The organism is Brevibacterium sp. ACRRH (genome assembly GCF_022346365.1).
Classification (GTDB): domain Bacteria; phylum Actinomycetota; class Actinomycetes; order Actinomycetales; family Brevibacteriaceae; genus Brevibacterium; species Brevibacterium paucivorans.
In genome coordinates this window covers 67,907-90,605 of the sequence record NZ_JAKRMN010000004.1, presented here as the reverse complement: position 1 = coordinate 90,605, position 22,699 = coordinate 67,907, and the positions used below count along the sequence as shown (strand labels likewise).

Here is a 22,699-nt window from a genome sequence, read left to right as displayed (position 1 = left end):
GCCCACGTGGCATTCACCTGAACTGTTAGTCGTCCAAGTAACGGACGAATTTCGCTCCGCGCCTCTTCATCCAGTCGTAGCTACGTTCGGACGTGTTCGTCCTCCGCGAACCAGCGTCCAGCATCTTGCCCTTCTTGTCGGAGACGATCCCCACGTGACCTGGCGCCCAGATAATGTCGCCTGGCTTTGCTTCCTTCTCTGAAACAATACGGCCAGCGCGCATCTGTGCACTTGAGTGACGTGGAATCTTGATGCCAATCTTGTTGTACACGTAGCGGGTGTAGCCGGAGCAGTCCCATCCGTTCGGAGTGTTTCCGCCCCACACGTACGGAGTACCTAGGCCCTTTCTAGCCTCCTTGATCATCTCGCGACGAATGTCGTCAGTCGATTTCTTTTTTGGCTTTTCCTTGGGCTTGTCTTTCGGCTTGTCCTCAGCCTTGTCCTTGGACTTTTCTTCAGCCTTTTCATCCGGCTTGTTGTCCTGCTGAGGTGCCTCCGAACGCTCCGGTTCAGGTTGCGGATTCTGGTCGTTGGCCCCTCCGCGCACCGCTGGGCCGGGTGCGTATTCCACCGTCCCAAACCCATCGGTGTGCTGTACGCGAGCACCTTCGAAGCGCTGTTCCAGCTGCCCATCGGACTTCGTCACGTCAGACGTAGGGAAGCCCATGTGGCCACGCTCGAAGCCCTTGTCCTTCCAGTACTTCCAGATGACGCCCCACGTAGCATGCGCTCCGTTGTTAGGCGACCAGTGCGTAGCCCCACGCTGGAAAGATTGGTAAGAACCGTGCTGAAGTGGCTTTTCGTTCTGGGTAGGCAAGCCAATGTCGTCACGGTTGCGCCACCAGGCATGCGCCATGCCGTCGCGTAGAATCACCGCACCGGTTTGTTGAGTCCAGGTGATGAAACCACGGTCGTAGTTCTGAACGTAGCCGTCGCCCCATTTGTGTTCGTTACCTCGTGGCTGTCCAAGGGCCGTTTCATTGCCTTTGTATGCCTTTTGAATGGGGGTCAAGTTTTCTTGCTGAGGTTCGTTCTTTTCAGGGGTTTGAACGTTCTGACCATTCTGCAGTTTGGAAACTGCGCTACGGATTTCTCCCATCCGAGCGTAGAAAGCGTCACCGGGGCAGTCTGTGTCTCCCACATCGCGGTGTGCGGAGATCGCACGGATTGAACGACCGTTGACATTTGCTCGTCCGTTCGCGTCGACTCCGTCAAGCTTCCACGCGATAGCATGTTCAACTGCGTTCAGAGCTTCGGCACTAGGTGCTTGCTTGTCGTAGTCACCCATGACCGAAATACCAAATGTTCCGGAGTTAAACCCCTGTGCGTGCGCACCAACGACAGGACGGTTGATGTCACCGGCACGTCCCTGCCACATGCGACCGTACTTGTCGACGAGCACGTTGTAACCCACATCGGCCCAGCCACGTCCCTTGGTGTGGAACGTGTAGATACCGCGAATGATTCCAGGAACATCGCCTGCAGAGTAGTTGTTGGATCCGGCGGTGTGGTGAACCACTGCCGCTTTGACCTTAGGGGCATAGTCAGGGCTGCCCTTGCGCAGGCTCTCGTTGGCTCCCCAGTCCTTACGGCTTGCAATCGGTGGTTTGTCGACTTTTCCAACCGACACGTTGGATGCTGCGAATGCGACGTTCGTCGCGTTTTCAACTCCTTCGCAACCATTGTCGTCGCATGTCACGTTCGAGTTGGTGCCTGCGGCTGCTTCCCCAGCAGTCGCAGGAACGGGAGAGTTGCCAGCGACGGCTGCTGCGTCACCAGAAGTTTTCTTTGGGTCAACCAGGACGAGCTTTGCATCGGATGCGGCCGTATCCCCAAGGACACGCATCTGGATGTTTGAAGCTCCAGCAACCACGTATGGTTCGGTTCCCGGGCGACCTTCACCCGTGTTCTCTTGGTCGATTTCTTTCCAAGCACCCCATGATCCACCGGTCTTGGTGCGCACCTCGAAGGTCACCTTGGCGTGGCCCGTGTAGGAAACACCCACAACCGAGGGGTTGCCGGCTGGCACTTTAACGACCTTGGAGATCGAAGCGATATTGACACCGTCTTCGGTCTTGTCCTTGGCTGATCCGTTGATCTCCGGCGCCGAGGTCTCAGGGGCCTGCGTTGGAGACGGCTCCTGAGAAGGGGCCGGCTTTTGAGAAGGTTGCGACTTCTGAGCGGGTGTTGGTTTTTGTGAAGGTGTCGTTGAATCGCTCTTTGAGCCACCTAGACCCGGCTTTTCCTTGGGTTGTGAAGTTCCGCCGGAGTTTGCGCCCAGCCCCATGCTTTGCGCCATGAAGATGCCGGGCAGGTTGCGTGTACTGCGGTTCTGCACACTGGAAGTTGTGTTCGAAGATTCGCGCGCACCAGGTTCGTCGATGCCTTTTTCATCAACACTTGTAAGTGGCATTTCGTCCACGCTTGGACGGGCCGTTGAAGCCTGTGCGTTCTGTGGCGCACCGAATGCACTGACCGCTACGGATGCGACGGCTAGCGCCGCTAAGGGCGTTCTTATTCTCATTGTTCAAGCCTTTTCGAGGAAGTCGGGAAGTGAGGCTAATGCGGAGACTGTCGCTGGCAACGACGCTCCAACATTTCAAAATTGTTACATATATTTTCGGCGTGTCGAATTGAGAATAAGAAAATGAGTAAATTACAAGGATGTCGTTCCGCGTGTTGACGCGCAACACGCGGAACAGAAAAATTGTTACTTTACTTCGCAGATCTCTTTGTCTTTTGCATCATCGTCGTTACTTTCGGGCGCTGCGAGCGTATCTGCTCCCATCGCGTAGTACGACACATCTGCGGGGGCACCGAGTCCCTGCTTGTCTTTTTGAGCGTTTTCTTCGCTCTTCTTAATCGCCTCTTGCACGAGGCTGTGTGCTTTGTCGAAGTCGGGGTGCGACGGCTTCACACGAGGTGGGCTCAAGTTCAGCTTGCCCAGCTTGTGGTCACGCGTTTTTTGCGCAAGGTCAACGAAGTAGTCGAGCTGACTCCGTGGCACGTCAGTCGACACCACGTTCGGCGCAGCGCCCGCAATTTTTTGGAATCGAGAAAGCACAGTGGCCGGATCCAGCTGTGTCAGCATGGCCTCTTGTACGCACCGCTGGCGCGTCATGCGTTCGTAGTCAGATGCGAATTCACGGGATCGCGCGTACCACAGGGCATGGTAACCATCGAGGTGAATGTTCTCTCCAGGCTCGATCCACCCTTTAGGCGGACCGTGTTTTCCTGTCCGCTTGTTGGTCTTGGAAGAGATAGGCACACGCACATGGCTGGTGAGCTTAATACCGCCCATCGCATCGATGAGCTGTTCGAAACCCTTGAGGTCGATCATGGCGTAGTACTGAATTTTCAGGCCGGTCACACCTTCCATGGCCTGTTTGGTCGCCTGAACTCCCGCAGGTGGTCCGTCATCAGGGAACAGCGACGCGTTGTCCTCGCCAAGTTGGTAGACGGCGTTGAGAAGGCAGTCGTCCCCACAGTTGTAACCGTTGGGGTACTCCTTCGCTAACGGACTCCCCTTGGGGAAAGGAACGTTCTGCATGTTGCGAGGCAAACCGATCGATACTGCAGCCCCAGTTTTTGCATCAATAGAAACAACAGACAGAGAGTCGGGACGGACACCGGTTCGCCCTTTACCTGCGTCTGATCCCAAAAGAGCAATGTTGTATCGACCGTCGACGGCTTTTTCGACTTTGCGCGAATTGAAAATGTTATTCAGAAGCTGACGACCGGAGTTCAGCGTGGTAACACCGTAGGTGAAAGCGCCTCCCACAACAAGCACACTGACCAAGGCAGCTGACAGAAAAACCGGACGCGTTCGTTTACCCAGAGACGCCACACGTATTAGCCGAACGGTATCCAGCAGACACAGGACCCACACAACACCCAAAAGCACCGCAAATGCCATGAGCGGTATCAACACGAAACTGCTGGTAGCCAAAGAGATGAGCCACTGCTTGCGGACAATCGCAAGAACAAGAACGACGAGCAGGAGTGCCCACGTAACGAGGGTCACGCGGAGCGCAAAGCGCCCCATTTTCCGGTTGCCCAGCATGGTTTGGACTGAGCCCGGAATAAGAGCGCTTGTGAGCAACAGCACCCAACCACGCCGATTGCGAACTTCTTCAGAAGCGAAGCGCGGATTTCGCAGAGGGTCGACGTACTTGAGCTGTCTGCTCACAAGCGTCCTTTCTTTCCAGTTAAGGCTTGATTAGCCCAGCAGTTTGCGGCCCATCACCAAGCGCTGAACCTGGTTGGTGCCTTCGTAGATCTGGGTAATCTTAGCGTCACGCATCATGCGCTCAACTGGGTGGTCAACCACGTACCCGGCACCACCCAAAAGCTGAACGGCATCCGTGGTGATTTCCATAGCGACGTCGGAAGCGTACGCCTTTGCGGCAGCGCCGAAAAAGCTCAGGTCGTCATCGTTTCGTTCAGACTTTGCTGCCGCGGCGTAGGTGAGCTGGCGTGCCGCTTCGAGCTTGGTTGCCATATCGGCGACCATGAACTGGATCGCTTGGAAATCAGCAATGCGCTTACCGAACTGCTTGCGTTCCTTGACATAGTCGATTGCGTAGTCGAGCGCACCCTGTGCAACTCCCACAGCCTGTGCGGCGATGGTCACGCGCGTGTGGTCCAAAGTCTTCAGCGCAATCTTCAGACCCTGTCCTTCTTCGCCAACCCGGCGGCTATCCGGGATCCAGCAGTCTTCGAAGAACAGTTCACGCGTAGGCGAACCTTTGATGCCCAGCTTGCGTTCCTTCTCGCCAAAGCTGAAGCCTTCGTCGCCTTTATCCACCACGAATGCCGTGATGTTGTTTCCGCGCTTGCCTTCAGGGTCAGTCACGGCCATGACCGTGTAAAACTCGCTGACACCTGCGTTGGTGATCCACGTTTTTACACCGTTTAGCACCCAACCGTCACCGTCGCGCACTGCGCGCGTCTTCATTCCAGCGGTGTCGGATCCAGCTTCACGTTCAGACAGGCCGTAGCTAAAGCCTTCGCCGCGTGCCAAACGCGGAAGGTATGCCTGCTTGACTTCTTCGCCACCGCCAATGATGACCGGCATTGAACCCAGCTTGTTCACCGCCGGGATGAGCGAGGACGACATACAACCGCGGGCGACTTCTTCGATCACAATCGCGGTGGCCAGTGCGTCTGCTCCCACACCTCCGTATTCTTCGCCCACGTGTGGAGCGTAGAAATCGGTTGCGACCAACGCATCGTGAGCTTCTTGTGGGTAGCGTGAGTCGGCGTCAACTTCGGCTGCAAATGGCGCGATCTTGTTTTCGACAACATCGCGTACTGCTGCACGAATCTCTTCGTGTTCTTCGCTGAGCTTGTACAGATCAAACATGAGGCTCCTTCTGTGTACCTTCAAGCTTCTGAGTGAGCGCCCGCCCTTTGTCGCGCGCCTGGGTGTACAGATCTTTACGATATGTGTCGAGACGAGCGCGCAGTGCGTTCGCTTCGTCATCTGCACCTGAGGCAAGAATACGGGCAGCGAGCAACCCGGCGTTCTTCGCTCCACCAATCGACACAGTTGCCACGGGCACTCCCCCTGGCATTTGCACGATCGATAGAAGCGAATCCATACCGTCGAGGTATTTCAGCGGGACTGGAACACCAATAACGGGCAGGCTTGTCACGGACGCAATCATTCCCGGCAGGTGAGCAGCTCCTCCGGCGCCGGCGATGATGACCCGGAGTCCACGTTCAGCCGCGCTACTCCCCCACTCGATCATGTCGTGGGGCATACGGTGAGCTGACACGACCTCGGCGGTGAAATCGATTCCCAACTCACTGAGCACATCAGCGGCAGCTGACATGACAGGCCAGTCCGAATCGGACCCCATCACGATTCCTACAGTCATGCTTTCTCCGTTCGATTGGGCCAAGGGTTGTCGTCGACCCCGGCAATGAATTCGGCGGCGTGGAGAGCGCGACGGGCAACGTCCTCGGGGTCCTCCCCTGTCACATTCACGTGCCCCAGCTTGCGCCCTGGGCGCACCGACTTACCGTACATGTGGACTTTTGCGCGCGGATCGTGGGCAAGCACGTGAAGGTACGCGTGGTACAGGTCGTCGCGGTCAGCACCCAGAACATTTCCCATAGCGGTGTACGGCGCAAGTGGGGCAGGGTCCCCGAGTGGCAAATCCAAGACTGCGCGCAGATGCTGTTCAAACTGGCTGGTCACCGAACCGTCTTGTGTCCAGTGCCCGGTGTTGTGCGGGCGCATGGCCAGCTCGTTGACCAGGTAACCGTCTTCGGTCTGGAACATTTCAAGGGCCATGACACCGGTGACGTCGAGCGCGTGCGCCAGCGTCAAAACATCCTGCGTGATAGTCCGGGACAGTTCTGCGTCCAGGCCAGGTGCGGGCGCGACCGCCTCGTAACAAATCCCGTCCTTTTGCCGGGTTGCGACAACCGGCCACACGGCGGTCTGCCCGGAAGGCGAGCGCCCCACCATCACTGCCAGTTCACGCGTGAAGTCGATCAGTTGTTCCGCTAACAGGGGCCCTGAGCCAAACCAGTCGGAAACGGTATCGAGGTCTGATTCAGAGCGGACAAATGCCACGCCGTGCCCGTCGTACCCACCTGTGGGGGTTTTCAGAACGGCTTCCCCGTGCTCCCGCACAAACACGCCGAGGTCGTCCACAGTTTCAATCTGCGCCCAGCGCGGGTTCGGGAGCCCCAGCTCGTCGATTTTGGCCCGCATTTTCAGCTTGTTCTGCGCGTACTTCAGGGCGTGTGGACCGGGGTGGACGTTGAGTCCTTCGTCAATGAGACGTACCAAGTGCTCATTGGGAACGTGTTCGTGGTCAAACGTGATGACATCCACCGTGCTGGCGAACTGTTTGAGCGTCGCGTAGTCCGTGTAGTCACCCACTGTGACGTGTGAGGACACGTGGGTCGCGGGACCGTCGGCGGATTCGGCTAGAACGTGAAAATGAACACCAAGAGCTTCGGCTGCCGGCGCCATCATGCGCGCAAGCTGTCCAGCTCCGATTACACCTACTCGTGGAAAAGTCACGTTCTCACTCTAGCTATCGCGTGGCATGATCTCGCGGTGGCCCGCCGGTCTACTCACGTATCTTGTGTGAAATTGTCAGAGCTTTCCACATGTACGCACTAGAATCAGCGTGGACGTTTTTCCAGTTGCAAGGGATGTACATGAAGTTTCGCCGTGAAACGTTGCGGGTCGCCAAGTTTTCGGCAGTGGGCACCGTTGCGTTCATCGTGGACTTCTTAGTGTTCAATCTTTTGCGTTTGGAGGTCTTCCATTTAGGCCCGGTGTGGGCCAAGATCATTTCCGTGATCATGGCGACGACGGTGTCGTGGCTGGGTTCAAGGTACTGGACGTTCACGGATGGCCGGAGTAAGTCCAAGACTAAAGAGGCCGTTTATTTCTTTTCCGTGAACGGGGCTGGCCTGCTGATTGCTTTGGCGTGCTTGTGGGTGTCGCACTATCTTCTGGGGTTCCGTTCAGCGCTGGCTGACAACATTTCCGGCAACGTGGTGGGCGTGTTGCTGGGGAATGTGTTCCGCTACTTTATGTACCGCTTCTTCGTGTTCAAACCCGCACCTAAGCGACAACGCCTGGACGTCTAGTTACCGGCAAACGACAGCGTTACCGGCGAAGCACGATGAGTGGGATCGCCAGTTCTTCGGCCGTGATGCCACCGTGGTGTCCCCTCAGCCTCAATGCTGACGGGCTGTCGTTGCGCGAGTCCACGATCGCCGTTCCGGCTTCGCTAATGGCCACGACGTCACCAATCCGGCCAAGGTTTTGAGTGCGTACCGGCCCGAACCACCCGTCTGCCACCGCCTGCTTGCGGACCATCGCATGGACGCGTCCGGCCCCAATTTCGTTGATCGCCGAGGCGGTCTCCTGTGGGTGCGGGGTGTACAGGTGGGTTGCGCGCGGCTCCCCGCCCACAGCACTGACCAGTTCACACACGTCCGGGTGGTCAGCCAGGTCAATCCGAGCGTCGTAGTCGACATTGACCATGCCGTGATCGGCGGTAATGAGCAGTTGCGCGTCGCCGGGAAGGTTGTTGGCCAAGCGGGCTAACCCTGCGTCGACTGCTTCAAGTTCATCTGTCCACGAATGGGAGTCTGTGCCTTTGCCATGCCCGGTTTTGTCCAGCGCTCCCCAGTAGAAGTAGATGAGTCGACGGCCTGGTTTTTTCGCTTCTTCCACCGCGTGTTTGACTCGTTGGTCAAACTGGTGCGAACCACGGAAGGTGCCTCCTCGCAGAGAAGCCGCGTTGAGACCTCGGCCTACAAATTTAGGTTCACCCAGGCTGACCACGTCTACCCCGTTGGAGTACAGACGTTCAAACAGCGTGGTGTCCGGGACCCACGTGTGCGGGTCGCGGGTGGTGTTCCACGAAAGTTGGTTGAACACGTCGCCGGTGTCCGGGTCTTTCAGCTTGTACCCCATGACCCCGTGCGCTCCCGGCAACAACCCGGTGCCCAATGACGACAAGGAGTTGGCTGTTGTGGACGGGAAGCCGGCGGAAAATTCGCTGACGGAATCCCGCACTGACCGCAAGAACGGCGCATATGCCCACGAGGCTTTGAGGAGTTCGAGCCCCATCCCGTCGATGAGAGCCACAACAACCACCCGGGCTTCGAGGTCCAGGCCCACTTTCTGGGCGCGCTCGCGCTGGCGGTCTTCCAGGATCTGGCCAGCACCCAAAGTGACGGTGGCCGCGGGCACAATATCGGACAGGAGCCCTGCGTCCGCATAATCCGGTGGCTGCATTTATGAGGCGTCCCGTCGAGCGCGGTAGACGAGTTTCTTCAACGTCAGTGCGAAACGTTCTGCCTGGTCGACAGCGGCTTGTCCTTCGGCTTGCGCGGAAACCCGCAGGTTCACATCTTCGGGAACCGAGGTTCCGCCGTAGCCGTGGTCGGCATCGCACTGTGGGTCGGCACACGACTCGGGGAACACCTCGAGCCTGCGCACCGATTCCCATCCTAGGCTGACTCCCACTTCCACGGGTTTGTCACCTGGTTTGAAGTGGGCGGGGTTCTCATAGATCCGGCTGAGAATCACTGTGCGGATCCTGTCGAACGGAATGTCTTCGACACTCGCCACGCCCCGCATGGATTGGGGCGAACCGGCGGGTTCGTCGTCGACGTGAACCAGGATCAGCCGGGTTTCCGTGAGCACGAACGCGGTCACGTGCCGGTGGATCGACTCGAAGTCCATGTGCGTTTCCATGTGTACGCAGTGTTCAACCACGGGTTCGTCGAAAAGAACATCACCAATGATGTTCGCAGCGAGGTGAGGGTAGTACCCCGCGTCTTGCAAGTCACGAAGAAGCGCACCGGAAACAGACATGCAACCATTGTGCCAGTCACCCATCGTTTGCGGAAAAGACTATGCTTGAGACATGGTTACCTACCCGAAGAACTGGGAAGCCGATGTTGTCTTGCGTGACGGTGCGACGGCGCACGTCCGCCCGATTGTTCCTAGCGACGCCGACGGTATTCAGCTCATGCACTCCAAGCAGTCGCCGGAGTCGATCTACCTGCGTTTCTTTGCCCCCATGCCCACGATTCCCCAGCGGGACCTGGAGCGGTTCGTCAATGTGGACTATAACGACCGCGTCGCGCTGGTGATGATCGCGGGCGAAGAGATCATTGGAGTGGGCCGGTACGACCGTTTAGATGAAACGTCCGCCGAGGTGGCGTTCAACATTTCTGACGCCCACCACGGTCGGGGTATCGGGTCGATTCTTCTTGAACACCTCACTGCCGTGGCCCGGGAGCGTGGTTTGAGTGTGTTTACCGCCGAGGTGCTCCCCCAGAACCGCTCCATGTTGCAGGTTTTCGCGGCCGCCGGCTACGAGGTCTCACGCGAATTCGACGACGGGGTCGTTGCAGTGCGCTTCGAGATCGACCCCACGGAACGTTCAAAGCAGGTACTCGAAGCTCGTGAACACCGCGCGGAGGCCCTGTCGGTCCGTTCTGTCCTCAACCCCGCCTCGGTTGCCGTCATTGGAGCGTCACGCAAGCGCACCTCGGCCGGTAACCTCCTTTTGCGCAACCTGGCCTCAGCCGGGTTCAAAGGGGCGTTGCACATTGTCCACCCGCACGCCCCCGTGGTCGCCGGAATGCCCACAGTGAAGTCGCTCGATGAGATCGAAGGGTCGATCGACTTGGCGATCATCGCCGTCCCCGCACCTGCGGTCATTGACGTGGTGAGGGACGCAGCTACCCGAGGTGTCCGCGCGGTTGTCGTCGTCTCCTCCGGGTTCGCGGAAACCGGCCCGGAAGGTCAGGAGCTGCAACGTGAGGTTGTTGCGACTGCGCGTTCACACGGAATGCGCGTAGTGGGGCCCAACTCGTTTGGAATCGCAAACACCAGCGCCGATGTCGCCCTCAACGCCTCTTTGTCACCGTTCTTCCCTGAACCTGGACCTTTGGGACTTTTCAGTCAGTCCGGAGCGCTGGGCACGGGGCTTCTCGCGGCGGCGAAGAGTCGCGGTTTGGGAATCTCCACATTCGTTTCTGCTGGTAACCGCGCCGACTTGTCTGGCAATGACCTACTGCAGTTTTGGGAAGAAGACGAAGCCACCCAGATTGTTGGACTGTACCTGGAGTCGATTGGTAACCCACGGAAATTCGCACGTATTGCCCGTCGCGTCGCCCGGCAAAAACCCGTCATCGTCATCAAGAGCGACCTCACGGGACGCGAACTGCCCCCTGGCCACCAAGTGCGTGTGTCCAGCTTGTCGGGTTCTGCGCTTGATCAAGTACTCACGCAGGCCGGTGTAATCCGTGCTGATTCGATCCACCAGATGTTCGACGTCGCGCAGGTTTTTGCAACCCAGCCGTTGCCCAACGGCGCCCGCGTGGGCGTGATTGGTAACTCTGCAGCACTTTCCACGCTGATTGTGCAGCGAGCTCGCGCGGAAGGCCTGCGAATCGACACTCCCCCGGTTTCATTGCACCCGGAAGTGACCACGGACGAGTTTGAAGAGCACTTGGCCAAGATGTACCAGAATCCGGCCGTGCAATCGGTGATCGTGACGTTTGCCCCGTCGGCGCGCGGTCACGAACGCGAAATCACCCAGATCCTGGCAGAACAAGCCGCGGTTTCGGGTAAAACCACGGTGGCCTGTTTCCTTGGTCTCACAGGTGCGCAAGAAGAACTCACGGCGTACACGCGTAGCGCTGAAGGCACGCGAGAAATTCACACCGTACCTAGTTACATGGGTCCCGAAGATGCCGTGTGGGCGTTGGCCCGCGTCACCGAGTACGCCCAGTGGAAACGTTCCGACCACGGGAACTACCCCGAACTCGAAGGCTTCGACAAACGCGCCGTGCGCACCCTCATCGAAAAGGTTCTCCAGCGCGACTCTGAGCACGACGCAGACGACAGCACCACCTCGGCGACGGTACGCCTATCACGTGACGAAACCCAGGAACTTCTCCAGGCGTGCAGCATTCAGGTGCTCCCCTACCACCCGTCGTCCACGGTGGAGGAGGCCAAGGACATTGCACGCGAAATCGGCTACCCGGTAGCGCTCAAGGCCGTGGACTCGCGCTTGCGTCACCGCTTGGACTTGGGTGGCGTGCGCCTGGACATTTCCAATGACGAAGAAATGGATGTCTACTGGAACTCGGTGCGCGAGGTCATTGCTGCCCGGCTGGACGATGACGCAGACACTCGTATCGACGTCCAGACCATGGCAGCCCCCGGGGTGGCCTGCGTAGTCCGAGGTGGTGAAGACCCACTGCTGGGACCCATGGTGTCGTTCGGGTTGGCGGGAGATTCCTCGGAGTTGCTCGACGACGTGCAACACCGCGTGGCCCCACTCACCGACGTGGACGCTAAGTCGATGGTGCGCTCGCTGGGGTCCTCGCCACGCCTGTTTGGTTACCGAGGTGGGCCCGTCATGAACGTGGCACCCCTTGAAGAAACAATCCTGCGGGTGGCGGCCCTGATCGACGAGTTCCCTGCGATTCGCCTGGTGGAGTTTAGGCCCATTTCGGTCACTGAAGGTGAGCAAGACATTTTGTCGGTTCGCATCGAGCTCACCCGCGAATCAGACCGGATCGATTCCCCACGACGACGCATGAGTGCCCACTAAATCCACGGTTTTTGGGCTCCTGGCCTATACCATGAGGGGAGTCTAATAAAGGAGCACGTGTGGCTGATCACATCTTAGATGTCGATGTTTCGCAGGAAATGGAATCTTCGTTCCTCGAATACGCGTACTCGGTGATCTACTCACGGGCTCTCCCCGATGCTCGCGACGGACTTAAGCCCGTTCAGCGACGCATCATCTACCAAATGGGTGACATGGGCTTGCGCCCCGACCGCCCACACGTGAAGTCATCCCGCATCGTGGGTGACGTGATGGGTAAGCTCCACCCCCACTCCGATGTGGCCATTTACGACGCGCTAGTTCGACTGAGCCAAGACTTCGTGATGCGTGTCCCGCTCGTTGACGGTCACGGTAACTTTGGAACCTTGGACGACGGTCCGGCTGCGCCCAGGTACACGGAGGCGCGCCTCGACGACGCAGCGCTCACCATGATCGCCGGACTGGATGAAGACGTCGTCGACTTTGTCCCCAACTACGACAACTCGCTGACGCAACCGGAAGTTCTTCCCAGCGCTTTCCCCAACCTTCTGGTCAACGGGGCCAGCGGAATTGCGGTGGGAATGGCCACGAACATGGCACCGCACAATCCGGGCGAAGTCATTGCGGCAGCCCGTCACCTCATCGAGAACCCGCAGGCCACGGTCAGTGAACTCATGCGGTATGTGCCAGGCCCCGACCTGCCCACAGGTGGTCGCATTATTGGTCTCGATTCGATCCGTGAGGCATACGAAACCGGGCGCGGAACCTTCCGGACCCGCGCCACGGTGAAGTTCGAAAACATTTCAGCCAGGCGCAAAGGCATCGTGGTCACGGAGCTTCCGTACCTGGTGGGCCCGGAAAAGGTCATTGAGAAGGTCAAAGACCAAGTACAGGCCAAACGTCTGACCGGAATCGCGTCGATCGATGACTACTCCGACCGCAAGCACGGTCTGCGACTGGTCATTGGGATTAAGAATGGGTTCAACCCTGAAGCCGTTCTGGAAGAACTGTACCGGCTCACTCCTATGGAAGATTCCTTTGGAATCAACAACGTGTGTCTGGTAGAAGGACAACCGCGCACGCTTGGTCTCAAGCCTCTTCTCGAGGTGTTTGTGGACCACCGCCTGTCTGTCACCCGACGGCGCACGGCCTTCCAACTGGGGAAGGCAAAAGACCGCTTGCACTTAGTCGAAGGTCTTCTGATTGCAATCCTCGATATTGACGAGGTTGTTCAGCTCATTCGTTCCTCAGATGACGCTACGCAAGCACGTACACGCTTGATGGACGTGTTCGACTTGAGTGAAATCCAGGCCACGTACATTCTGGACCTCCAGTTGCGCCGACTCACCAAGTTCTCGCGCATCGAACTCGAGGCTGAACGCGATGAGCTCAAGTCCCGCATCGAATACCTGCAGGACATCCTCGACCACGACGACAAACTCCGCGCCCTGGTATCTGACGAACTCCAAGAGACCAGCGACCGGATTGACTCTCCGCGTCGCACAATCCTGGTCGAAGGAAATCTCAAAGAGCTTCGTGCAGCCAAGAAGGGCACAAAGCTCACTGTTGCCGACGAACCGTGCTGGGTGTTGTTCTCGACTTCGCAGCGGTTAGCCCGCACCACTGGTCAGGACCCCTTGTCTGCTCAGGGCCGACGCGCATCGCACGATGCTCTTGTGAGCCAAATAGCCACCACCTCGCGGTCGACGATCGCCGCCGTGACCAACACGGGGCGCGTGGTGGGTGTCGACGTTGTGTCACTCCCCCAGCTTCCACCGCAAGCTGCCCGCCCCACCGTTGCCGGTGGTGTTCGGGTGAGCGAGTATTTCACCCTTGAAAAGGGTGAAAAGATCATGGGGCTCATTGACCCTGAACGGGAATGCGTTGTGGGAACCAAACAGGGTGTCATTAAACGCATCAATGGCAACGACCAGTTCAAGGACGGGGCCACTCTCATCAATCTCAAGCCCAAAGATGAAATCGTGGGACTTGCCCAACCTGCAGATCTCGACACGCACTCCGCAGTGTTCATCACGTCGAACGCACAGCTCCTCACGTTCGATCTCGAAGGCGTACGCGCTCAAGGCTACGCAGCGTCCGGGGTTGCTGGTATCAGGGTTGCGAATGACGCACACGTGATCGGGTTCTACGCGGTCGACTCGCACCAGCCCAACCAGGTTGTGACTATTGCTACAGGCGTGAACTTCGACGGCAAACCCACACAGTCCATCAAAGTTTCTGACTTCAACGAATTCCCCCACAAGGGCCGTGGAACCGGCGGTGTGCGCGCACACCGGTTCCTCAAAGACGAAACAGAATTGGTTCTGGGGTTCGCCGGCCCATCGCCACAGGCTTCAGCCGCAACGGGTGGAGCGCGACAGTTGCCAGCCGAACTGTCCAAGCGCGACGCATCGGGACAGCCACTCGACTCCAAGATCGACGCGGTTGGAACCGTTCCCCTGGCCACCTCATCGCAGGAAACCACAGAGCCACCAGACCGAAGTCAGGAAGCTGCTGCGACCTCGGCGACCAACACCGGCATGGCAACCGGCGGTCCAAACTTAGGGGATGACCCCACTGCCCACATTGGGCGCGAACGCGAAGACGACGACGGGTCGCTGTTCTAAAGCGCCTGCTGGGTCAGTTCATTCGCCCTTCGGCCCCCGAGTAGACCTCACTGGCTTCGCACCAGCCCCACTTGAGCGTGCGTGCAGTGACCACCGACTCGACCATCTTCGTCAACTCTTTTCGCGCATACTCTTCGTCACCGCGTAGCTGATCCGCGAACACGCGAACGTATTCGTCGGTGACTTCTTGGGGTAGCATGTCCAAGTCCTTGGGTCCCACGGTCATTCCCACGCAATAGTTTCCGGGGGTCCAGTTCTCGGCCTGGACAGTGAGCCCGGGCAAGCGCGATTCAAGCTTGGCCGCCAGCGGAAACCGGTCACCGCCCCAAAAGCTAATCGAAGCGATCGTGTTTCCGCGCGACATCCAGCCGGGACTGTGTGAAACCACATTCACGGTGAAGTTGAAGCAGGCCCGTTCGAGAAGTTCGGTGTTCGACTGGTCGCCAGCGGAATCGGGGGCAGGGTCGCTACCTCGGCCAGACTCATAAGCCTTCACAGCACTACGGAGCCTGTCCAGCTGTCCGCAAACCTCGTAACGTAGGTCGTCTGGTGTCAGACGCAACCAGTCATCACCGGGGTCGGACTGTGCAATAAGCGCGTCGACATTGGGCTGGTCGTGCCAGATAGCCCGCAGGTTTTCACGAGCCAGATCGTCGACGTTCGCAGGGCTGGAACCGAGCCACTGCTGCACGCGCGCGGCAACTTCGTCTGCAGTCTCGCCTGCGGTCAGGAATGGTCGCCCCCAGACGTGAACGGTAGATTCCAGTGCCCCTTGCCGGGGCGCTTTGAGTGCCCAAGCCTTGGCGCGGTGGCGGATGACACGCATCATCATGGCGTATTCGGCCCATGGTCGTAGGTCAATTTCTGACGCGTCGCCCAGCACATAGGCCGAACAGACTTCGACTGCACGAGGATCCAGGAGCAGGAAGTTGGTGTCGTATCCCATATGTACTATTTTGGCACAATCGGGAGTGGTGTGGAGTACGTCGAAACGCTTTACTGAGTCAAGTCCAGATCGAGCGCACGCGCTGTTCCGCGGGTCATTTCGGCAACTGCGACCGTGCCCAGACCCTGCAGGGTGACGTTGCGACGGTTCGCAAAAAGGTAGTCGTCGCTGCGCTGAATGATCGAGGCGGTGTCCAAGTCGGTCATGACCGTTCCCGGTTCTGTCATCGCGGTCAACCGTGACGCCAGATTGACGGTGGAGCCAAAGATGTCACCCATGCGCGACAACACTTTGCCCCACGAAAAGCCCACGCGGGCATCGGGAAGTTCGGGGTCTACGCTGATCTGTTCTTGCAGGGACATCGAGATTTCGGCACCTGCGTGGGGAGTTTCGGCCGCGTAGTAGACCTCATCGCCCACGGTCTTAATGATGCGGCCACCACCCGTTGCCACGATCGCGTAGGCCAAGTCCTGGAACTTCTTCACCAGTTTGGCGAGCTGTTTGGGCTCCATTTGCTGCGACAAACGGGTGTAGGACACCAGGTCGACAAATCCCACCGCACGCGCCAGCGGCATAGATGAGTCGAACCAGCCTTCGCGGTTTTCCATGGCAAGGCCGTTACCCACATTGACATTCAGCCGGCTGAGCACGTTGGACATGTTGTGTTTCCACGAATACACCAACAGGTTTTCGAGCGGCTCGAGTAGCTTTTCAAGAAGCGGCATGACCACCGAACGGGCTTCTAGGTCAGAATAGCCCCTGGTGTCGGTGAGGAATTCCACCAAGGATTCCATCTGCCACACCACTAAGCGGTCGGTAGTGTGCCCCACAGCACGGACGAGGGCCATTGCGGTGTCTTCGTCGAGAATTTCCTCGTCAACCAAGCTGGCGACGGCCGAGATCGCGCCCACGTCGTGCATTGTGTAGGCAACTTTCCCAGCAGGAATTTGTGGCAGACCTAGCGCACGCCAGAACTTGCGCGCAGAAAACGTGGACACACCTGCCAGCTGAGCGACTTCCTTGCGTGTGAGAACGCGCTTTCCACCAATCAGCGCTTCTTCGAGGTTCAGAGCGTTGGCGCGCAACTGAGCTTCGGGCTCAAGATCTTCGTGACGTGGTTCTTCTGTTCCCAGATCCGGTTTTGCCAAACGGCCCGAAAAGTCAGTCATGCAGGCCTCACATGGATCACGTCCCCAGCACTCACGTCTACCACACCGGAGTCGGTGCGAACACGTAAGTCAGCTGACGGGGAAATCCCAACTGCTTGGCCTTCTAAGGTTGTGTCACCTGGCAAAGTCACGCGCACGTGCTGCCCGACGGTCGAAATCAGCGAACAGGCTTGGGCCACCGCTTGCGTATGTGCCGGCTGGTCACCTGCGAACGCCTGCGTCAGGGCGCTCTGCAGATGCACCATGATCCGGGCCAAGAGTTCAGCACGATCAACGTCGTTGTAGTGATGGATCGAGGTCGCGGTGTCGACGGGCACGTCACTCATGTGGACATTGATACCGGTTCCAATCACCACCGCACCGACTTCGCCCACGTACCGGCACAAGACGCCACACACTTTCTTGCCGTCGATCAAAACGTCATTGGGCCACTTGACGGTTGCGTTCACGCCCAAATCGCGAATGGCTTGTGCGACAGACCATCCGGTGAGAAGCGGAACCCACCCCAAATTGTCAGACGGTTTGACTCTATACACCGTCGAAAAAGTGAGTGCCTCGCCTGGTTGCACGGTCCACTGTCGATCCATGCGTCCTTTACCCGCACTCTGGAATTCGGTGCCGTAGATGGAAAAATCTGGCCATGCGTGGGGGTCGCGCATGAGTTCGGACACGAGCTCATCATTCGTCGAACCTACGGATTCGGGCCACACCACGTGCGCAGGCTCGAAGCCAGACGCGTGCGCTGCACGCTCGAATGCAAGAGAAAAATGATGCGAAGACACTACTCAACTGTATTTTGTTTTGGTGCCCATACACAATGGCCGGTCACCTGCAGATAGTCTGGGAATATGAGTTCAGCAAAAACCACTGCGGCGAAATTGGCCGAATTTATCGAACGGCGGCGTGTAGCTCACGCCGGTAACGAACGGTCGGTCGCCAATCAACACAAGCGAGGGAAGCAAACCGCCCGCGAACGTATCGACGCTCTTCTTGACGAAGGCACGTTCCAAGAAATCGACGAATTCGTCAGGCACGACTCCACCGCGTTTGGAATGGAAAAGAACCGTCCCGACGGCGACGGAGTGGTATGTGGTTTAGGGACAATCGCTGGTCGCACAGTTGCGGTCTTCGCCCACGACTTCACTGTTCTGGGTGGGTCTCTAGCTGAAGCCAACGGTAAAAAGATCGTTAAAACACAGAAACTCGCGCTCAAACTCGGGTGCCCCATCATCGGGATAAACGACTCAGGTGGAGCTCGCATTCAAGAAGGCGTGGCCTCGATTGCGCTGTTCGCCGAAATCTTCCACTGGAACGTGCAGTCCTCCGGTGTCATCCCTCAGATCAGCCTCATCATGGGGCCCTCGGCGGGAGGTGCCGTGTACTCACCGGCCCTCACCGACTTCACGATCATGGTCGACGGCACCAGCCACATGTACATCACCGGCCCGGATGTCATTAAGACAGTCACAGGTGAAGAAGTCGGGCACGAAGAACTGGGCGGTGGACGCACACACAACACCACCTCGGGCAATGCCCACTACTTGGCACAAGACGAAGCCGACGCGTTGGACTACGTGCGCGACCTCCTGTCGTTCCTTCCACAGAACAACATGGATCCGGCCCCACACTACCCGCAGCCGGCCGATCTGGAGCTCACGGAAGACGACTACGCGCTCGACTCAATCATGCCGGACTCCCCGTCGACCCCGTATGACATCCTCGACGTGGTGCGCGCCGTCGTCGACGATGAAGACGTTCTCGAAGTTTCAGAACTCTTCGCACCCAACGTGGTGACGGCTTTTGCCCGCGTCGAAGGACACTCGGTGGGCATCATTGCCAACCAGCCCATGCAGCTCGCGGGAACCCTCGACATCGATGCTTCGGAAAAAGCTGCGCGTTTCGTCCGCTTGTGCGACGCGTTCAACCTGCCGATCCTCACGTTCGTCGACGTTCCAGGCTTCCTACCGGGAACCGACCAGGAACTGGGCGGCATCATTCGACGTGGTGCCAAGCTCATCTACGCATACGGTGAAGCCACCGTTCCGCTCATCACGCTCATTACCCGCAAGGCGTACGGAGGCGCGTACTGCGTGATGGGATCCAAGCAGTTGGGTGCCGACATCAACCTGGCGTGGCCCACCGGTCAGATCGCGGTGATGGGCGCCCAAGGTGCCGCCAACATTGTGTACCGTCGCAAGCTCAAAGCAGCGGGCGAAGAAGGTCAAGACGTCGAAGCCCTGCGCGCTGAGCTCATCGAGGACTATGAGAATGAGCTTCTCAACCCTTACAAGGCCGCCGAGGCGGGGTTCATTGACGCTGTCATCGCACCTCGGGAGACCCGCGAGCGGATCGTCAGGAGCCTGCGAGCCCTGCGAAACAAGCACGTTCGTGGACCCGAACGCAAACACGGAAACATTCCGCTATGACCAGCTACCCCACGCGACCACCACTTACGGCTGCCGAAGAACTGGCGCTGGCAAAAGAAGCGGCGCTGGCCGCTCTGGTGGCTTTGCAGCCCAGCGACAACGACACCCAAGAAGAACCACGCCGGTGGGCCGACCCTCGCCGTCGGGTTCGTCACTCGCCACGTGGGTCGTGGGCGAACCGCGCATAACTATAGTTGTGTGCGTCGCCGGGTGGTCATGACATAGACAACGGCGGCGCACGCCACCAATACGACAGCGGCCCAGTACATTGAACGGGGACCCCACATGTTCGCCAGACCACCGATGAGGACTGGCCCTAAACCGGTGCCGGTGTCGAGGAAGATAAAGAACGTCGCTACCGCGATCCCGTAACGCGCCGCCGGCGACTGGTTCACCACGATCGCTTGTGCGCACGGCATGAGGGATCCAAAGCCAAAGCCCAGAGGCACCGCTGCCGCGATGACCATTCCCGAGCCTTGGGCGGTCGCCAGGAGGATGTACGCGATCGCCATGCACACGAAGATCGGGTAGATCACCACGTCGTCGCCAAAGCGGTCTTGGATCCTCCCCACAAACATGCGTGAGGTGAACGTACACGCCGCCATCACGACGAAGAACCAGCTAGCCCCAGCCGACGCACCGATCGTGTGGGAATAGCTTTCTAGAAACGACAGCACCAGCGATATTGCGACCCCGCACAGTGCCATCATGCTGGCAATCGGGATGGAGCGCTGATCGATGAATGACGTGACGTGGAAATCCCATTTGAGCCGTTGTTCTTCTGGCGTGGGAGTGCGCTCGTCAATCTGTACGAACAAGGTAAGTATCGTACCCAAGCTCGACAGAACAACACAGACAACGAAAACCCAGAACATCCCGTATTTCTGGGACATGAGAACAGAAACAAAAGGCCCCAGCGCCATCGCCAGGGACACAGTCATACCAAAGTACCCGGTGCCTTCGGCCCTGCGTTCTGTTGGAATCATGGTCTGTACCGCGGCTGACACCACAGTGTTGTTGAGCCCAAACGTGGCTCCATGGAGCAGACGAATGACGATGAGCACCACGATGTTGTCGACGGGAATATACGCTGCACCCAGCGCCACGAACGCGATCATGGACACTAGCGCAAGACGTTTTCGTCCCACAAAATCCATGTATTTTCCGGCGAGCATACGCGCGAAAACCGCACCCAGGATGAAGGAACTGCTCGCAAAACCGGCAACCGCTTGACCGGCCCCGAACTCACGGATTGCGTATGAAGCCATCGACGTCATGAGCAGGTAGAACATCATGGCCGCGATGAAGTTCACGCAGCTCGCAAGAATGAAGTTACCCGTCCACAAACGGTTCATATGGCTTCTGCTCCTCACAATCTTTAGTTATCAACGCGTCCACGCTAAAGGGCGAACCGGCTTGTTAGCATACACCCATGACAATACACACACCTCGCACCCCGTCTGCAGTCGACAACGTTGCCGAAGAATACGCACGACAGGTGTACAAGAACTCCCCGTCCATGCGGATCATGTCTGGCGTCGACGGAGACCCATACGAACTCGACGACTACTCACCCGCTGCCGCTGCGCGGCATGACGAACTCAACGCCCGCACACTGGCCGAACTCGACAAAGCTGAAAGCACCTCGGCCAACCTTGACAGCGTTGACGCGGTCACACTTGATGCCATGCGTGAACGCTTGGGGCTCGAACGCGAGCTTCACGAACTCGGACTTGACTCCGGGGACCTCAACGTCATCGCTTCCCCCATTCAAGACCTCCGCGACCTCTTCGACCTGGTGCCCACTCAGACGGCAGAAGACTGGGACCACAACGCTGGCAAACTCGCCAACGTCCCAGCCGCTCTGGCCGGATACCGCGACGCCCTACAGGCTCGGGTCGCTTCCGGAAAAGCACCTGCGATCCGCCAGGTTAAGCGCGTGATCGAACAGGCCCAGGAGCTCGCTCAGAGCGATGGCCACTACAGCAAGTTCATCGACAAGGCACGCGGGACCGTCGACGACGCTCTACACACGCGACTCACGGAGGCTGCAACGGCCGCACAGGACGCGATGGCACAGATCGCGCAGTTCCTCAAGCTCGAAATCGCGCCACTTGCGGTTCAGAACGACGCGTGCGGACGCGAGGACTATGAACTGTTCTCCCGTCAGTTCTTGGGAGCCCAGGTGGACCTCGACGAAACCTACGAGTGGGGCTTGGACCAGTTGGCGCACATTGACGCTGAGCAGAAGAAGGTCATCGAGAAACTGTACCCAGGGGCCACGCTTGCCCAAGCGTTCGAAGCGCTGAACAACGACCCCAAGTACACCATCCACGGCCTCGACGCGCTCAAAGCCTGGATGCAGGAAAAGGCTGACGACGCCATCACCATGCTGGCGGATACTCACTTTGACATTGCAGAGCCACTTAAGACCATCGAGTGCATGGTGCTCGAAGACGGAACCGGTGGCATCTATTACACGGGTCCCACCGACGACTTCTCCCGCCCCGGCCGTATGTGGTGGTCCGTCCCCCGAGGTGTCGAAACGTTCGCGGCGTGGCAAGAGCTGACAACGGTCTACCACGAAGGTGTCCCCGGCCACCACTTGCAGGTAGCCCAAGCAACCTACCTGCGAGACACGCTCAACACGTGGCGACGCAACCTCTGTTGGGTTTCTGGTCACGGAGAAGGCTGGGCGCTCTACGCCGAACGGTTCATGTACGAACAGGGCTTCTTGGAAGAACCTGCGTACTACTTTGGGATGTTGGACTCGCAGCGTTTGCGTGCAGCGCGCGTGTGCTTGGATATCGGTGTTCACCTGGGCAAGGAAGCGCCTGAGTCGATTGGTGGTGGCACGTGGGACGCTGACAAGGCGTGGACGTTCCTCACCGACAACGCCGCAATGGACCGCAGTTTCTTGGCGTTTGAGTTGGACCGTTATCTGGGCTGGCCGGGACAGGCACCGTCGTACAAGGTGGGCCAGCGACTGTGGGAGCAGGCGCGAGATGCGGCAGGTGGTTCACTCAAGGACTTCCACACCCGGGCTCTTAACCTTGGATCGGTTGGTCTAGACACCCTGATGCGCGCTCTGTGACGCAGTGTGTACTGCTACAGCCGTCTGCGTAGGTCTTGGGCCAGGTGGAGCGCTTGGCGCGTTTGATCGTCGGAAGCCCCGTATTCGGGCTGGCAGTCCGTTAAGAGGACAACTATTTGGTCGGCGAGCACCCGGTCACTCAGGTGCGGAACGGTTCCAGTAGAACGCACATCGGCCAAGTCCTGCAGGCACATACGAATACGCTCCCGGCGCGAAACATTGTTCGCGTCGGGAGCGTTTAACTGTGCAGTTGTGAAACTGGAAATTCGGATTCGCAGACGGCGGATCTCTTCGTGAAGATCTTCCGCGTGCGTATTCATG

Annotated in this window: 18 protein-coding genes; 6 read left to right on the top strand and 12 right to left on the bottom strand. The window is 58.5% G+C overall.

The window, feature by feature from the left end; genetic code table 11:
• Positions 1-25: 25 nt before the first annotated feature.
• The 5 genes from MHX53_RS05210 to MHX53_RS05190 all read right to left on the bottom strand — a co-directional run bounded on the left by MHX53_RS05210 (position 26) and on the right by MHX53_RS05190 (position 7,042).
• Positions 26-2,524 (bottom strand): NlpC/P60 family protein, encoded by a 2,499-nt coding sequence (locus MHX53_RS05210; protein WP_239271480.1) that lies wholly within the window; start codon positions 2,522-2,524, stop codon positions 26-28.
• 186 nt (positions 2,525-2,710) lie between these two features.
• Complete coding sequence (locus MHX53_RS05205; RefSeq protein WP_102237565.1) at positions 2,711-4,189, bottom strand: LCP family protein; 1,479 nt, start codon at positions 4,187-4,189, stop codon at positions 2,711-2,713.
• A 30-nt stretch (positions 4,190-4,219) separates the two neighbouring features.
• Entirely contained in the window at positions 4,220-5,365 is a 1,146-nt protein-coding gene (locus MHX53_RS05200) for an acyl-CoA dehydrogenase family protein (protein ID WP_239271479.1), read from the bottom strand.
• Entirely contained in the window at positions 5,358-5,882 is a 525-nt protein-coding gene (gene purE / locus MHX53_RS05195) for a 5-(carboxyamino)imidazole ribonucleotide mutase (protein ID WP_239271478.1), read from the bottom strand. The genes MHX53_RS05200 and purE overlap by 8 nt, the downstream gene beginning before the upstream one ends.
• On the bottom strand, positions 5,879-7,042 hold the full coding sequence (locus MHX53_RS05190) for a 5-(carboxyamino)imidazole ribonucleotide synthase (RefSeq protein WP_239271477.1): 1,164 nt from the start codon (positions 7,040-7,042) through the stop codon (positions 5,879-5,881). Before MHX53_RS05190 ends, purE begins: the two co-directional genes overlap by 4 nt.
• Positions 7,043-7,182: 140 nt before the next feature.
• On the opposite strand from MHX53_RS05190, the gene MHX53_RS05185 reads away from it, so the two are divergent.
• Positions 7,183-7,620: a GtrA family protein gene (locus tag MHX53_RS05185; RefSeq protein WP_239271476.1), complete on the top strand. Its 438-nt coding sequence runs from the start codon at positions 7,183-7,185 to the stop codon at positions 7,618-7,620.
• A 19-nt stretch (positions 7,621-7,639) separates the two neighbouring features.
• On the opposite strand, the gene MHX53_RS05180 is transcribed toward MHX53_RS05185, so the two are convergent.
• Together MHX53_RS05180 and MHX53_RS05175 are read right to left on the bottom strand one after the other, a co-directional pair.
• Complete coding sequence (locus MHX53_RS05180; RefSeq protein WP_239271475.1) at positions 7,640-8,779, bottom strand: nucleotide pyrophosphatase/phosphodiesterase family protein; 1,140 nt, start codon at positions 8,777-8,779, stop codon at positions 7,640-7,642.
• The gene (locus MHX53_RS05175; protein ID WP_239271474.1) at positions 8,780-9,361 is read right to left on the bottom strand and encodes a DUF5998 family protein; all 582 of its coding nucleotides are present in this window, start codon (positions 9,359-9,361) and stop codon (positions 8,780-8,782) included.
• 52 nt (positions 9,362-9,413) lie between these two features.
• Here MHX53_RS05175 and MHX53_RS05170 point away from each other — a divergent pair, with 52 nt between their 5' ends.
• Both MHX53_RS05170 and MHX53_RS05165 read left to right on the top strand, forming a co-directional pair.
• Positions 9,414-12,119, top strand: a complete 2,706-nt coding sequence (locus tag MHX53_RS05170; RefSeq protein ID WP_102237560.1) for a GNAT family N-acetyltransferase — start codon at positions 9,414-9,416, stop codon at positions 12,117-12,119.
• A 98-nt stretch (positions 12,120-12,217) separates the two neighbouring features.
• A complete protein-coding gene (locus MHX53_RS05165; RefSeq protein WP_239271597.1) occupies positions 12,218-14,743 on the top strand; it encodes a DNA topoisomerase IV subunit A in 2,526 nt (841 codons plus the stop codon).
• A gap of 13 nt (positions 14,744-14,756) precedes the next feature.
• Here the strand turns inward: MHX53_RS05165 and MHX53_RS05160 are convergent, their stop codons facing one another.
• From MHX53_RS05160 to MHX53_RS05150, 3 genes are read right to left on the bottom strand one after another with little or no spacing between them, the layout of a single operon-like run.
• Positions 14,757-15,689: a hypothetical protein gene (locus tag MHX53_RS05160; RefSeq protein ID WP_102237558.1), complete on the bottom strand. Its 933-nt coding sequence runs from the start codon at positions 15,687-15,689 to the stop codon at positions 14,757-14,759.
• Positions 15,690-15,739: 50 nt separating this feature from the next.
• Entirely contained in the window at positions 15,740-16,858 is a 1,119-nt protein-coding gene (locus MHX53_RS05155) for an adenylate/guanylate cyclase domain-containing protein (protein ID WP_102237557.1), read from the bottom strand.
• Positions 16,855-17,640 (bottom strand): biotin--[acetyl-CoA-carboxylase] ligase, encoded by a 786-nt coding sequence (locus MHX53_RS05150; RefSeq protein WP_102237556.1) that lies wholly within the window; start codon positions 17,638-17,640, stop codon positions 16,855-16,857. The genes MHX53_RS05155 and MHX53_RS05150 overlap by 4 nt, the downstream gene beginning before the upstream one ends.
• A gap of 66 nt (positions 17,641-17,706) precedes the next feature.
• On the opposite strand from MHX53_RS05150, the gene MHX53_RS05145 reads away from it, so the two are divergent.
• Both MHX53_RS05145 and MHX53_RS05140 read left to right on the top strand, forming a co-directional pair.
• The gene (locus MHX53_RS05145; RefSeq protein WP_102237555.1) at positions 17,707-19,284 is read left to right on the top strand and encodes an acyl-CoA carboxylase subunit beta; all 1,578 of its coding nucleotides are present in this window, start codon (positions 17,707-17,709) and stop codon (positions 19,282-19,284) included.
• Positions 19,281-19,472, top strand: a complete 192-nt coding sequence (locus tag MHX53_RS05140; RefSeq protein ID WP_102237554.1) for a hypothetical protein — start codon at positions 19,281-19,283, stop codon at positions 19,470-19,472. Before MHX53_RS05145 ends, MHX53_RS05140 begins: the two co-directional genes overlap by 4 nt.
• Here the strand turns inward: MHX53_RS05140 and MHX53_RS05135 are convergent, their stop codons facing one another.
• Positions 19,473-20,639: an MFS transporter gene (locus MHX53_RS05135; RefSeq protein ID WP_239271473.1), complete on the bottom strand. Its 1,167-nt coding sequence runs from the start codon at positions 20,637-20,639 to the stop codon at positions 19,473-19,475.
• Between the two features lie 77 nt (positions 20,640-20,716).
• Here MHX53_RS05135 and MHX53_RS05130 point away from each other — a divergent pair, with 77 nt between their 5' ends.
• Complete coding sequence (locus tag MHX53_RS05130) at positions 20,717-22,378, top strand: DUF885 domain-containing protein (RefSeq protein ID WP_102237552.1); 1,662 nt, start codon at positions 20,717-20,719, stop codon at positions 22,376-22,378.
• Positions 22,379-22,392: 14 nt separating this feature from the next.
• Here the strand turns inward: MHX53_RS05130 and MHX53_RS05125 are convergent, their stop codons facing one another.
• On the bottom strand, positions 22,393-22,698 hold the full coding sequence (locus MHX53_RS05125) for a hypothetical protein (protein ID WP_239271472.1): 306 nt from the start codon (positions 22,696-22,698) through the stop codon (positions 22,393-22,395).
• Position 22,699 lies beyond the last annotated feature (1 nt).

Bases quoted from the DNA above. Each gene is read 5' to 3' on its own strand.
- MHX53_RS05145 (WP_102237555.1), top strand. From the start codon at position 17,707: ATGAGTTCAGCAAAAACCACTGCGGCGAAATTGGCCGAATTTATCGAA.
- MHX53_RS05180 (WP_239271475.1), bottom strand. From the start codon at position 8,779: ATGCAGCCACCGGATTATGCGGACGCAGGGCTCCTGTCCGATATTGTG.
- MHX53_RS05160 (WP_102237558.1), bottom strand. From the start codon at position 15,689: ATGGGATACGACACCAACTTCCTGCTCCTGGATCCTCGTGCAGTCGAA.
- MHX53_RS05200 (WP_239271479.1), bottom strand. From the start codon at position 5,365: ATGTTTGATCTGTACAAGCTCAGCGAAGAACACGAAGAGATTCGTGCA.
- MHX53_RS05130 (WP_102237552.1), top strand. From the start codon at position 20,717: ATGACAATACACACACCTCGCACCCCGTCTGCAGTCGACAACGTTGCC.
- MHX53_RS05170 (WP_102237560.1), top strand. From the start codon at position 9,414: ATGGTTACCTACCCGAAGAACTGGGAAGCCGATGTTGTCTTGCGTGAC.
- MHX53_RS05175 (WP_239271474.1), bottom strand. From the start codon at position 9,361: ATGTCTGTTTCCGGTGCGCTTCTTCGTGACTTGCAAGACGCGGGGTAC.
- MHX53_RS05165 (WP_239271597.1), top strand. From the start codon at position 12,218: ATGGAATCTTCGTTCCTCGAATACGCGTACTCGGTGATCTACTCACGG.
- MHX53_RS05140 (WP_102237554.1), top strand. From the start codon at position 19,281: ATGACCAGCTACCCCACGCGACCACCACTTACGGCTGCCGAAGAACTG.
- MHX53_RS05125 (WP_239271472.1), bottom strand. From the start codon at position 22,698: ATGAATACGCACGCGGAAGATCTTCACGAAGAGATCCGCCGTCTGCGA.
- MHX53_RS05135 (WP_239271473.1), bottom strand. From the start codon at position 20,639: ATGAACCGTTTGTGGACGGGTAACTTCATTCTTGCGAGCTGCGTGAAC.
- MHX53_RS05185 (WP_239271476.1), top strand. From the start codon at position 7,183: ATGAAGTTTCGCCGTGAAACGTTGCGGGTCGCCAAGTTTTCGGCAGTG.
- MHX53_RS05155 (WP_102237557.1), bottom strand. From the start codon at position 16,858: ATGACTGACTTTTCGGGCCGTTTGGCAAAACCGGATCTGGGAACAGAA.
- purE (WP_239271478.1), bottom strand. From the start codon at position 5,882: ATGACTGTAGGAATCGTGATGGGGTCCGATTCGGACTGGCCTGTCATG.
- MHX53_RS05210 (WP_239271480.1), bottom strand. From the start codon at position 2,524: ATGAGAATAAGAACGCCCTTAGCGGCGCTAGCCGTCGCATCCGTAGCG.